The organism is Myroides sp. 1354 (genome assembly GCF_030324495.1).
Taxonomy (GTDB): Bacteria; Bacteroidota; Bacteroidia; order Flavobacteriales; family Flavobacteriaceae; genus Flavobacterium.
In genome coordinates, this window is sequence record NZ_JACAGN010000019.1 from 36,197 (window position 1) to 48,640 (window position 12,444).

The window sequence follows — 12,444 nt, forward strand, 5'->3', positions numbered from 1 at the left end:
CGCAGTGCAAATCGAAACGAAGTGCAAATCGAAACGAAGTGCAAATCGAAACGAAGTGAAGATTCATCGAATACCAAAACAAAATATAAACTCGGTGAGATATATTCATCGAACACCAAAACAAAATATAAACTCGGTGAGATAGATTTATCGAACTCAAAAATAAAGATAAAATAGGTGAGATAAATGATGAGATTTGTTGAAAGAAAACATCATTTTATTTTAGAAAAATCAACCGATAACAGTTAGCTGATAACTGATAACTGATAACTGCTAACAAAAAAAGCCCTACTCGTAAGTAGGGCTTTTTATTATATTAAGTAAGACTAATCTGATTTGACAAACGTTTCTTATTTTACTTTATTAACGATAGCTGCGAAAGCTTCAGGGTGATTTGTAGCTAAATCTGCAAGAACTTTACGGTTCAATTCGATGTTATTAGCTTTCAATTTACCGATGAATACAGAATAGCTTAATCCGTGTAATCTTGCACCAGCGTTGATACGCATAATCCAAAGAGAACGGAAGTTTCTTTTCTTTTGTTTTCTATCACGGTAAGCATAAAGCATTGCTTTTTCTACCGCGTTTTTAGCTACTGTCCAAACGTTTTTACGTCTTCCAAAGTAACCTTTGGCTTGCTTCAAAATTCTTTTTCTTCTTGCTCTTGAAGCTACTGAGTTTACTGATCTTGCCATTTCTTTACAAGTGTTTTTTGTAGTGGGCGACTTTTACAAGTTCTTCTAAATTACTAAGCGCCACTCCAGGGTTATTAAATAAATTTAACCGAATCTAGTTCTAGTTTCCTAGAATTAGATTAATCTTAATTGATCTTTGATGCTGTGCTCATCTGCTTTAGATACTAAAGTAGAGTGAGTTAAAGCTAATTTACGCTTTTTAGATTTTTTAGTCAAAATGTGACTTTTGAAAGCGTGTTTTCTTTTGATTCTTCCAGTACCTGTTAGCTTGAAACGCTTCTTAGCACTAGATTTAGTTTTCATTTTAGGCATTTTGTTCCTAGGTATTATGATTATCTTACTTAATTCTATTTTTATTCTTTTCGAGTGAAAGAATTACTTTGTCTTCTTTTTAGGAGCGATGAACATCGTCATACGTTTTCCTTCCAATACAGGCATAGACTCTACCTTTCCGTATTCTTCTAAATCCTGCGCTAATCTCAGTAACAAAATTTGTCCTTGATCTTTATAGATGATAGAACGACCTTTAAAGAATACGAATGCTTTTAATTTAGCTCCTTCTTTTAAGAACTTTTCTGCATTCTTTTTCTTAAACTCATAGTCATGCTCATCAGTTTGAGGACCAAAACGAATTTCCTTTACGGTAATTTGCGTTGATTTAGCTTTCAACATTTTCTCGCGCTTCTTTTGCTCGTAAAGGAATTTTTTGTAATCAATTACTTTACAAACGGGCGGCTCTGCATTGGGAGAAATCTCCACTAAATCTAATTCTTGCTCTTCAGCTAAACGCAAAGCGTCAGCTAGTTTATATACACCCGTTTCGACATTGTCTCCAACAAGTCGAACTTCAGGAACACGGATTGCGTTGTTTACTCGATGCAAATCCTTCTTCTCTTCGCGAGGTCTAAATCCTCCTCTTTGTCTTACTGCTATGGCTTTAAAAATTTTAATGCTTGGTTCTACAAGCGTTATACATCATTTGTTTTATTCTCCAAATTGTTTCATTGACGAATTTACTTCTTGTTTTACTAAAGCAACAAATTCTTCAATTTTCATCGTTTGATTTGACTTTCCAGCATCTCCGTGTTTACGCACAGAAATCGTACCGTTTTTCTCTTCTTCCTCTCCTACAATCAGCATATAAGGGAATTTTTGTACCTCTGCTTCACGGATTTTCTTTCCAATCGTTTCATTTCTGTTATCTACGACCGCGCGAATTTCGTCATTTTCTAGCAAATCTAAAACTTTTTTCGCATATTTTTCATACTTCTCGCTCAAAGACAGGATTATAGCTTGCTCTGGCATCAACCAAAGTGGGAAATTTCCACCGGTATGTTCCAATAAAATAGCAATAAAACGCTCCATTGATCCGAAAGGTGCTCTGTGAATCATCACTGGTCGGTGTAATTCGTTATCCGATCCTTTGTAAGTCAACTCAAAACGCTCTGGTAAATTGTAATCTACCTGGATCGTTCCCAACTGCCAACTTCTTCCCAATGCATCCTTCACCATAAAGTCTAACTTCGGCCCGTAGAAAGCAGCTTCTCCACTTTCAATCACGTAGTTTAATCCTTTATCTTTAGCTGCATTGATAATCGCTTGCTCTGCTTTTTCCCAGTTCTCAACTGATCCGATATATTTATCAGGATTCGTTAAATCGCGAACGGATACTTGAGCTGTGAAGTTCTCAAATCCTAAAGATCCGAAAACATACAATACCAAGTCAATTACTTTTTTGAACTCTTCATCCAATTGATCGGGTGTACAGAAAATATGCGCATCATCTTGCGTAAATCCACGTACACGTGTTAATCCGTGTAATTCTCCTGATTGCTCATAACGATAAACCGTTCCGAACTCAGCAAAACGCTTCGGTAAATCCTTGTATGACCAAGGTCTTGCGTTGTAAATTTCACAGTGGTGCGGACAGTTCATTGGCTTTAACAAGAACTCTTCCCCTTCTACTGGTGTGTGAATCGGTTGGAAGCTGTCTGCTCCGTATTTTGCATAATGACCTGAAGTAACATACAACTCTTTTTGTCCGATATGTGGTGTTACTACTTGCTCATATCCTGCTTTTTTCTGTGCTTTACGCAAGAAATATTCTAAGCGATCTCTCAAAGCAGCTCCTTTTGGCAACCATAAAGGCAACCCTTGTCCTACTTTTTGAGAGAACGTAAATAATTCTAATTCTTTTCCTAATTTACGGTGATCGCGTTTTTTAGCTTCTTCTAGTAAAGCTAAATAATCCGTTAGATCTTTTTGTTTTGGGAATGAAATACCATACACACGTGTTAGCTGTTTGTTTTTCTCATCTCCTCTCCAGTATGCACCAGCGATAGACAAAATTTTAAACGCTTTGATGATTCCCGTATTCGGAATATGTCCTCCGCGACATAAATCTGTAAAGGTATCATGATCACAGAACGTAATTGTACCGTCTTCTAGGTTTTCAATTAGTTCTACTTTATATGGGTTTTCTTCTTTTTTATACATGGCTAAAGCCTCTGCTTTAGAAGCAGAACGCATAGAAAACTCGTGTTTCCCTCTAGCGATATCTAAAAATTTATCTTCAATTCTCTTAAAATCAGCATCCGTAACTTTGTGATCCATGAAATCCACATCATAGTAGAATCCGTTTTCAATTGCTGGACCGATTGTTAACTTGATACCTGGGAATAATTCCAATAAAGCTTGCGCCATTACGTGAGAAGATGAGTGCCAAAATGCCTTCTTTCCTTCTGCATCATTCCATGAATATAAAACTAGACTACCGTCCGTGGTCAAAGCAGTGGTGGTTTCGATGGTGGTACCATTGAAGTTGGCAGAAATAATATTTCTTGCTAAACCTTCACTTATACTTTTAGCAACATCGAAAGGAGTTACCCCTGAGGCAAACTCTTTCACTGATCCGTCTGGTAATGTAATTTTTATCATAATTATTTTTAAAAAATGAGTTGCAAAGATACAAGTTTTAGCGAATAATAACAATACATTTTATCCGCTTTTACATGCTTTTCTTTGAAAATAGGTCATTCGCTCTTACTTGGTTTATCAACCTTTGTTTTTTTCCATTTGTTGGATAATCTCTTGCCGATAGGTATTTCCCCAATTGGCCAAAGATTGGATGACGGGTGTCAGCGTTATTCCAAAGGGAGAAATGGCGTATTCGACGGCTACAACAGCACCATCAAGCTCCGTTCGAACAACCAATTGATTAAGCTCTAAATCGCGTAATTCTTTACTGAGTACTTTGGCTGAAATACCCCCTAAGATGCGTTGAAGTTCCATAAAGCGCAATCTATCGTGCATCAACAAGGTTCCCAAAATATGTAACTTCCACTTCCCACTTAAAATAGACATACTGTCCTTAATCCCCATTACATTGGTTTTACACTGTGCTTGTTGTTCCTTCATACTTACTCTGTAATTGCGCTAGAGGTAAAGATACAACATATTGTCGATATAGCTCCCCTCCTTCCAAATTAGTTACCAAAAAGTAACCACTTACCTATTGGTTAGCTTTATCTATTTCTCCTTTTAATCGTCCTAACTTTGTCTCACAAATCAAAAACAAAAACCATGAACAAAAAAATAATCTACTGGATATCAACCAGTTTATTCAGTCTTTTTATGTTATTCAGCGCTTATAGCTATTTCACAGATCCTACTTTTAAGGAGGCTTTTGTCTATTTAGGATATCCCGATTATTTCCGCGTTGAGCTGGGAATTGCTAAAATACTTGGTGTCCTAGCCCTACTTCTTCCCTTTTTACCACGTGTGATCAAAGGATTTGCTTATGCTGGATTTACCATTAATATCGTTGCGGCAGCTATTGCCCACCTCGCCGTGGGTGAAGGAATCAGTTCTTTAGTTCCCATGTTAATCGCAGGCGTTTTATTGGCACTTTCTTACTACTTTCTTCCCTTATCGTTAAATACCTCAACAACTAGTAAAAGTTAATGCAGTCGTTCACTAAATCGAGTTCCTGTACATTAACACGACCCAAATCGCCCCTATTTATTGATAAAAAAGGAAAATTCGAGAAACGATAGAAGTATTCTTTGCAGAAGGTTTCAAAATTTATAACAAAAAGTGTACTTTCGCAGGGTATTTTACAACGCAACACACACATTTTATGTACAAGAGTATTCTCAAACCGTTTTTCTTTTCTTTAGATCCTGAAAAGGCACATCATTTTACGTTTAACTCGTTGAAATTCATCAACAAAATTCCAGGTGTATCAGCCATGATTCGCTCAAAATTTCAAGTAAATGACAAGCGATTGGAACGCGAAGTGTTCGGATTAACGTTTAAAAATCCAGTTGGATTAGCGGCTGGTTTGGATAAAGATGCAAAATTGTACAGCGAATTGGAGAATTTCGGTTTTGGTTTTATTGAAATCGGAACGATTACGCCTAAAGCCCAAGAGGGAAATCCCAAAAAGCGTTTATTCCGCTTAGTGGAAGACAATGCTTTAATCAACCGCATGGGATTCAACAATGGAGGAATTGATCAGGCGATTGAGCGTTTAAAGAAAAATAAAGGTACTTTAATCGGTGGAAATATCGGTAAAAACAAAGTAACACCAAACGAACAAGCGATTGACGATTACGAGATTTGTTTTGACGCACTATTCCCTTATGTGGATTATTTCGTAGTGAATGTAAGTTCCCCAAATACACCAAACTTAAGAGCATTACAGGATAAAGAGCCTCTTACGGCATTGTTGAATGCGTTGCAAACGAAAAACAACGGCAAGCCAAAAAGTAAACCGATTCTCCTGAAAATTGCTCCAGATTTGACAGATAGTCAATTATTAGATATTATCGACATCGTAGCCGAGACGAAAATTGCTGGTGTCATTGCAACCAATACAACCATTAGTCGAGAAGGTTTACAATCCGAAAAAAAGGTTGAAACGGGAGGATTAAGTGGAAAACCGCTAACCCAACGCAGTACGGAAGTGATTCGCTTCTTAGCAGATAAGAGTAACCGAGCTTTCCCTATCATCGGTGTGGGGGGAATTCACTCACCAGAAGATGCCATAGAGAAATTAGAAGCCGGTGCTTCTTTAATTCAGTTATACACTGGATTTATTTATGAGGGTCCAGCTTTGATTAAAGCGATCAACAAAAAGATATTGGAACAATATAAATAAGAAAATCCGCCTGTGGGCGGATTTTTTTGTGTATTGGTTATCTGTGATCTGTTATCGGTGATCTGTTATCAGAAGTTTTTACTGAAATAAGAAGGTACATTCTTTGGATGAAAATCTCACCCTCTCACCAAACAACAAAAATTAGGAATCCTCGTATAGAAATTGTAAATTTACACATACCCCATTGTAAAAATACAATTTAAATACTATGAAGACAGTAAACAAACCCGTTTCTGACAAGAAGAATCTAGCTAATACACCAGCTAAGAAGTTGGGGGTTCGCTCTTCTGAAAAGACAATTAAAAATAGTGGTTCTCAAAGAACAACTACTAAAAAATCTACTTCTTTAGAAAAATTCTCACCTGCTTGGGTAGTTATACATCCCAAAGATTCTCCTGATTATAAATTAGAACTCATCTCCAAAATTAGAACAGGGGTAAAAAAGGTAGAATGGAAAGAATTAATCGCCTCCATTGACGCTACGGAAAAGGAATTTGAGTTTATCCTTCCTACTTCCATTAGCAGTATGCAAAAAAAAGAGTTGTACGATCCACAAACTTCGGAGAGAATTTACGAAATCTCGAGGTTATTTGGAATTGGGACTGCTGTTTTTGATAGCCTCGAGCAATTTAAAAATTGGCTTTTAACACCATCTAAAGCGTTGGGTAACAAAAAGCCTTTCGAACTCTTAGACAGTAGTTTTGGTTTTGATATTGTAGAAAATGAGATTGCGCGAATTCAATACAATGTTTATAGCTAATGGTGGTGTATCGAGTAGCCAATGTGAAGTACAAAGAGGCAACACTTTCGGGAATAGGTGCTGAAAAAGTTGGAGGTCGATGGAATGAAATTGGCACGCGAGCGGTATATTGCTCGGAAAATATTGCTTTAGCTTTATTGGAATATTACGTACACTCAGAAAATATTGCGAATCTACCGCAACATATTGTTGTGGCTAAAATTGAAATCCCTGACACGTTAATTATCGAGGAATTGAAAGAATTACCAGAAAACTGGAAGCAATACCCCTATTCTACTAAAACAACAGCTTTGTTTACGGCACGCGCAAAAGACAGAAACTTTTTAGGTTTAAAGGTACCTTCTACGCTGGTACCTCTAGAACATAATTTTGTACTCAATCCACTTTATAAAAACTTTGGACAGATAGAAATTATTGAGTTTTTAGAACTTCCCATTGATGAACGCTTGAAATTAGATCGACACTAATTTCTCCTTCAACCCTAAGAAACAAATGCATTTAAAATAAAATCCGCCGATGGACGGATTTTTTTATGTTTAGGTGCTATTCTTCTTCAAGCATGGACGTCCCTTTTGATCGATCGCCTGAAGTCCATTCCCATACTTCGTGTAAGCGAATCTTACCATTAGCTAAGACTTCAGGTTTTGACTGACATATACCCGTCATCAATTCTCCTTTATCATTAATTTGATGATATCGCATGTCAATTTCTCCGCTTTCATTTACAAGCCCGAGTAAATGCCCACAGACAATCTTCCCACCTTGGTAAGACGCGGTTAAGATATTCCCTTCTTGTTTGTAATAAAACACCGTCTCACTAGAGGTCTCTCCATTAGGTGTGTTTGTTGCTGCTCTAAATATTTTATTGTTGTAGTTGATCATGATTTTCTTATTTAAAAATATACATTACACCTAAAAGATGTTTAAAAGATCGCAGCACTTAATCGACTAGATTCTAATGTCTGTAAATCGATGCATTCTCCAAATTTATTTATCACTTGATTGCCTAGAAAAGGTAAAAATGCACCAAATATTTTCTCATTGGAAATGACAATTGTATCTAAACTTCCCTTTTCCAAATCAATAGCATAAAAACAAGGTTGCCTTTCCTCTTTTCCTTCCACAACAATATCGTATACATAAGAAAAATACACCTTTCCTTCCCAGATAAAGTAGTCAGGAGCATAGTAGAGGGAAGAATCGAAATCGAGTTTCACTTGCCAAATTACTTCACCTGCCTTATGCAAGGTTGCGATATAATCTCCATCGATATAAAAATACGCTTCCTTTCCGACTAGAGACACACGGTGAATCAATCGCCTGGAAGGCAATGCGACAACTTGTCCTTCCCCTGTTTGAAAATCGAAGTGAAAGACTTCTGCTTTTTTTCTGGGATTCGGTAAAACAAAAGCTTGTAGCTCCTCATTCAAGTGACCGTAAGAAAGTGGATGAGCTCCTGGAAAAGTATGCACCATCTCTTCTGTTTTCCAGTTGTAAATAAACACTTTCTCTCTTTTCTTGACATCTCCTCTTATGACTATCCAATCTTCTACAGGAGAAAATAGCGCTTCATATCCAAAAGCAACCTTTGTTGCCATTTGTTCTGTTTGGGTTTCTACTTCCACAAGGCGAATAAACCGCTTGCGGGTGTCAAAGGTGGTATCAATAGTGAGCACCCATTTTCCATCAGCGGATAGAGATACTGTTTCACTTGCTTTGGGATCCTTGGAAAGGAGGTACTTCTTTTCTTCTTCAAAGTCGTAGACAAAACTACCAAAACTGGAGTTATCACAAAAGAAAGCACGAGGACTTGCTAAACTAACACCATACTCACTATAGTAGATTTCGGGTTGGGTATTCTTTTTCATACTAATGTCTTTGCGAGATAAATATACTTTTAATTTGTGAATCTTTCTTTTTCTTTGCTTCTTAAAGCAACACCTCAATTAAAATCAAAAAAAACACTCAAGTAAAACACAGAGAATAAAACACTTACATTTTTTTACTAAAAAAAGCAGTAAATACCTTCTGAAACCCCTTGTATTACATACAAATTATCCTATATTTGCACTCGCAATACAGAAGTAAAGCAGACTACTGGAGAAATGGCAGAGTGGTCGATTGCGGCAGTCTTGAAAACTGTTGACTGTAACAGGTCCGGGGGTTCGAATCCCTCTTTCTCCGCAAAGAAAACCGATAACGGGAGTTATCGGTTTTTTTATGCCCAAAAATTAGGGAGAGTTTTACTCTCAGCCTAATTTTAGGGTATAAAAAAATGACAATACGGAGTGCAACGAAGTATTGGTTTTCTTTGTGTCTATTTATCCTCTTGGGGATATGTAATCCCTTTTGTCTTTTGAAATAGATTTTCATGTTATAGGGCGAATTGCCATTCGCCCCTACGTTTTCCTTGGGATATACAATCCTTGTTCTTTTGAAATAAATTTTCGGGTTATTGGGCGAATTGCCATTCGCCCCTACGTTTTCTTTGGGATATATAATCCCTTGTTCTTTTGAAATAGATTTTCAGGTTATTGGACGAATTGCCATTCGCTCCTACGTTTTCTTTGGGATATGCAATCATTGTATCTTTTGAAATAGATTTTCGGGTTATTGGGCGTACTTATAGGTATATAAACAGTATTTACATTAGATAAAACATAGTGTAAATAAGTTGAAAAAGTTATCGAAAAGTAACAGCAAGTTATGTTTTGAGGCACTCGAAATTACATTCGTGCCACCAAAACTACTTGCTCTTGCAGAGGGCTGGAAAACTACTCCGAAGTCGTTGTTTTTATGGTGAAATAGTAGATAGACTCAAAATATTGAGTGGTTTACGGATTTTTGTAATAAAGATTAAGAAAATTAGTATATGTTTGATGATAATAATATTGTTTAGTTATTTAGCTGTCAGATTTTTTTATGACATGGATATACAAAACACTAATAGCGTAAAATTTAACAAAAATACACGAATAGATGTTATTTTACTCAAATATCTTGTGTTTATTTTATAAAATGACAATATTATGTAATATTTTCAGAAACAGTATATGGCTAAGATTTTACAGACAAAACCTATCACAATCAAAGAAGCTAATATTTTCATAAGTAAATATCATCGACATCACAGACCAACTACAAAAAATTGTGGTAAATGGGCAATTTCAGTTATTAATAAATTAAATAATGAACTAGTAGGGGTAGCTATTTGTGCAAATCCAGTTTCAGCTACATATATGGATGGTTATACACTTGAAATAACTAGATTATGCGTTAATAATGAAGCTCCTTTAGGTACTGCAAGTTTTCTACTATCTAATTGTGCTAAAATATGGCAAACAATGGGAGGTAAAAAAATTATTACTTATACATTAGATTATGAAAGTGGAGCTTCTCTTAAAGGTGCTGGTTGGGAACAAGTTGCAGAGGTAAAACCACATAATAATTGGAAAAATAAATCTAAATTGGATGGTATTGAAAGAGATAATTTAGTAATTTACCAACATAAAAAATATAGATGGGAATTTGTATATGAGTAATAATGAACCAACATACATAGCTGTAAGCTCTGATGCTCGTGAATTATATAAAGCGGACATATATAGAGTATTAGTTAAACCTAATAAGTCTATAGAGCATTTTCGATATCAAAAAAAATGGATTGTACAATCTGATTCAAATACTGATTGTATCACTAGTAAAAAGCTTATAAATAAAGAGGTAATTATTGTATTTAAAATTACAAAACATTCTGATCCTGAATATATTCCAATAAGAAAAGCTATTATTAAAAATTTTGAATATGATGAAGAAACAGAAATTTATCATTATTATTTTGAATTACAAGATTTTTGTGAAGTAATAAATTTATCAAATATCATTTTTGATGATAATAAGTTTTTTTATAATTTTTCTAAGGTTTATGCAAAAAAAATTATATGGAAGGATATTATTGAAAAAGTAAAATCACATTTTCCTGATAAAATATTTTATAAAATAGATAAACTTGTATCAAATTCAGACACAGAAATTAACTTAATCTACAATGCTATTAACCATTCATATAGCTATCCTTTAACTCAAGGGACAGATTACTCTCTCTTCTTATCAATAGCGAATCCAAATAATGCTAAATCCAATTTAACAATCGAAAGCTCAACAACAGATTTAAATGTTATTTTAACTCCTGATTATAGTGTTACAGTTCCATATGATAAAATAAAAATACCAATAACAACAAAATATCTAGATTCCTTTAAAGAAAAATCATATTTATCATTTTATTTAAAGAATGATGAAAACGATGTTAAATTCATTAAAGAATACGAAAATCATATACATGTAATTAAAAAGATGAATATTATTAGACCTATTAAATTTGGTGTATTGTCAACGTTGTTAATAGCTTTAACTTGGTTAATAAAGGATAAAACAACACAACTTGAAAATATTTTTTGCTGTGAATGTACAATCAACTGGGCAACAGTAATTTATTTAATTGGGATATTTATAGTATCTTCTATACTTCTAGCTTCGTACAATAAAAAATAGAAAAAATCACATAACAATAGAGTTCAAAATGGATATTTTCTCTTAAGATTAAAATCTAGTTATCTCTCATAAAAACTAAGTATATAAAATTTTTCATAAAGTTGACAGAATAATAAACTTTTCATTTTAAGTGTGTAGAATTGACACTTTTTCTTTCGATCCTCATTACTTCATAAAACCATGAAATGCCAACAGTAATATAAATATCATTATGTCAGAATATAAAAAATCGTTTGAAGACGAAATAGATTGGAAAATTATAGAACAGCTTCACAATGCAACTAGTAGATTTTCATCATCAAGTTTAGAATTTAAAAAATTCTATTTCACTATTTTAGGAATAGCGACACCAATCATTTATAAAATAAGTGGTGAAGGATTAGATTATTCTATTTTAATAACTCCATTAATAATTTCCATGTTCTTTTGGTTTCTTGATAGTTTTACATATTATTATCAAGAAAAGCTTCGTGAAAAGATGGATAGCCATTTTGAAAAATTAAAGAATAGAAATGTATCAAAACTTAATATTATTACTGATAAGGTTAAAGAAGAATTTACTTTACCAAATAGCCGTGATAATAATTCAAGACTAAAGAGATCGATTTTTAATGTATCTTCTGCCTTTTATCCAGCTATAATTTTTTTAAACCTAGTAATTATATTTTGCCATTATGTCGGATTATTCTAAGAATATATTTGTTTCATATACAACTAGAAATGAAAATGTCGATAAAAAAACTCTAGAAAAAATCTATAAAATATTTTCAAAATATGGAGATGTCTATATTGATTTACTTCATAATGATGACCTTTTACATCCTCAAGAAAAAGTAATTAAAAAGCTCGAAATAGCTGATGTTCTTATTGTAGTTAACACTAAAGATATTGATAAATCTGAGTGGGTAAAATTTGAGATAAAAAAATCTAAAAGTAGAAATATAGAAATAAAATATATTGATATAGATAATATTTTATTAGAAAATTTCGACTTGTAATGTATTGGAATAACATAAACTATGCTTTAAGGGTTTCTATAAAATAACCAATTAATCTTAACTAAAAATCAACTATTAAATAGTATATTTGGTTTTGAATCAAAAAATTCCAATCATAGCCCAAAACTTTCGTAATTAGGTGCTTACTACAATCCAAAAAAGTGAACACCCCTATTTATAAAGCATACGGCATAAAAGAGACTAACCCTCTTTCTCAACAAAAACCGATAACGCTCGTTATCGGTTTTTTTTTCTAGTTACCCAAAAGGCAAGATG

Annotated in this window: 15 protein-coding genes and 1 tRNA gene; 9 read left to right on the forward strand and 7 right to left on the reverse strand. The window is 34.0% G+C overall.

Features of this window, described 5'->3' with window-relative positions:
* Window positions 1–350 precede the first annotated feature (350 nt).
* The 5 genes from rplT to HX004_RS15615 form a co-directional block, all read right to left on the reverse strand.
* A complete protein-coding gene (rplT, locus tag HX004_RS15595) occupies window positions 351–695 on the reverse strand; it encodes a 50S ribosomal protein L20 (protein ID WP_002991328.1) in 345 nt (114 codons plus the stop codon).
* Between the two features lie 114 nt (window positions 696–809).
* On the reverse strand, window positions 810–1,007 hold the full coding sequence (rpmI, locus tag HX004_RS15600) for a 50S ribosomal protein L35 (protein ID WP_002991327.1): 198 nt from the start codon (window positions 1,005–1,007) through the stop codon (window positions 810–812).
* Between the two features lie 63 nt (window positions 1,008–1,070).
* Window positions 1,071–1,577, reverse strand: coding sequence for a translation initiation factor IF-3 (gene infC, locus HX004_RS15605; RefSeq protein ID WP_158960577.1), 507 nt, complete (start codon window positions 1,575–1,577; stop codon window positions 1,071–1,073).
* Window positions 1,578–1,679: 102 nt separating this feature from the next.
* Window positions 1,680–3,632 carry a threonine--tRNA ligase gene (gene thrS, locus HX004_RS15610; protein ID WP_286443546.1) on the reverse strand — a complete coding sequence of 651 codons (1,953 nt, stop codon included), beginning with the start codon at window positions 3,630–3,632 and terminating at the stop codon, window positions 1,680–1,682.
* 117 nt (window positions 3,633–3,749) lie between these two features.
* The gene (locus tag HX004_RS15615) at window positions 3,750–4,112 is read right to left on the reverse strand and encodes a winged helix-turn-helix transcriptional regulator (protein WP_286443548.1); all 363 of its coding nucleotides are present in this window, start codon (window positions 4,110–4,112) and stop codon (window positions 3,750–3,752) included.
* Window positions 4,113–4,277: 165 nt separating this feature from the next.
* On the opposite strand from HX004_RS15615, the gene HX004_RS15620 reads away from it, so the two are divergent.
* The 4 genes from HX004_RS15620 (at window position 4,278) to HX004_RS15635 (ending at window position 7,083) form a co-directional block, all read left to right on the forward strand.
* Window positions 4,278–4,658, forward strand: a complete 381-nt coding sequence (locus HX004_RS15620) for a DoxX family protein (RefSeq protein ID WP_286443550.1) — start codon at window positions 4,278–4,280, stop codon at window positions 4,656–4,658.
* Window positions 4,659–4,833: 175 nt separating this feature from the next.
* Window positions 4,834–5,856 (forward strand): quinone-dependent dihydroorotate dehydrogenase, encoded by a 1,023-nt coding sequence (locus HX004_RS15625; protein ID WP_286443551.1) that lies wholly within the window; start codon window positions 4,834–4,836, stop codon window positions 5,854–5,856.
* Between the two features lie 208 nt (window positions 5,857–6,064).
* Window positions 6,065–6,616: an Xre family toxin-antitoxin system antitoxin gene (locus HX004_RS15630; RefSeq protein ID WP_286443553.1), complete on the forward strand. Its 552-nt coding sequence runs from the start codon at window positions 6,065–6,067 to the stop codon at window positions 6,614–6,616.
* Window positions 6,616–7,083: an RES family NAD+ phosphorylase gene (locus HX004_RS15635; protein ID WP_286443555.1), complete on the forward strand. Its 468-nt coding sequence runs from the start codon at window positions 6,616–6,618 to the stop codon at window positions 7,081–7,083. The genes HX004_RS15630 and HX004_RS15635 overlap by 1 nt, the downstream gene beginning before the upstream one ends.
* 76 nt (window positions 7,084–7,159) lie before the next feature.
* On the opposite strand, the gene HX004_RS15640 is transcribed toward HX004_RS15635, so the two are convergent.
* Together HX004_RS15640 and HX004_RS15645 are read right to left on the reverse strand one after the other, a co-directional pair.
* Window positions 7,160–7,498, reverse strand: a complete 339-nt coding sequence (locus HX004_RS15640) for an avidin-fold protein (protein WP_286443557.1) — start codon at window positions 7,496–7,498, stop codon at window positions 7,160–7,162.
* Window positions 7,499–7,539: 41 nt separating this feature from the next.
* A complete protein-coding gene (locus HX004_RS15645; protein WP_286443559.1) occupies window positions 7,540–8,484 on the reverse strand; it encodes a hypothetical protein in 945 nt (314 codons plus the stop codon).
* Between the two features lie 231 nt (window positions 8,485–8,715).
* Here HX004_RS15645 and HX004_RS15650 point away from each other — a divergent pair.
* The 5 genes from HX004_RS15650 to HX004_RS15670 all read left to right on the forward strand — a co-directional run bounded on the left by HX004_RS15650 (window position 8,716) and on the right by HX004_RS15670 (window position 12,168).
* Window positions 8,716–8,800 (forward strand) — tRNA-Ser (locus HX004_RS15650).
* Between the two features lie 869 nt (window positions 8,801–9,669).
* Window positions 9,670–10,158 carry an XF1762 family protein gene (locus HX004_RS15655; protein WP_286443561.1) on the forward strand — a complete coding sequence of 163 codons (489 nt, stop codon included), beginning with the start codon at window positions 9,670–9,672 and terminating at the stop codon, window positions 10,156–10,158.
* Window positions 10,151–11,170, forward strand: a complete 1,020-nt coding sequence (locus tag HX004_RS15660) for a hypothetical protein (RefSeq protein ID WP_286443563.1) — start codon at window positions 10,151–10,153, stop codon at window positions 11,168–11,170. Before HX004_RS15655 ends, HX004_RS15660 begins: the two co-directional genes overlap by 8 nt.
* Before the next feature lie 211 nt (window positions 11,171–11,381).
* The gene (locus HX004_RS15665) at window positions 11,382–11,861 is read left to right on the forward strand and encodes a hypothetical protein (RefSeq protein WP_286443565.1); all 480 of its coding nucleotides are present in this window, start codon (window positions 11,382–11,384) and stop codon (window positions 11,859–11,861) included.
* A complete protein-coding gene (locus HX004_RS15670) occupies window positions 11,845–12,168 on the forward strand; it encodes a hypothetical protein (RefSeq protein WP_286443567.1) in 324 nt (107 codons plus the stop codon). Before HX004_RS15665 ends, HX004_RS15670 begins: the two co-directional genes overlap by 17 nt.
* The last annotated feature ends 276 nt before the right edge of the window (window positions 12,169–12,444 follow it).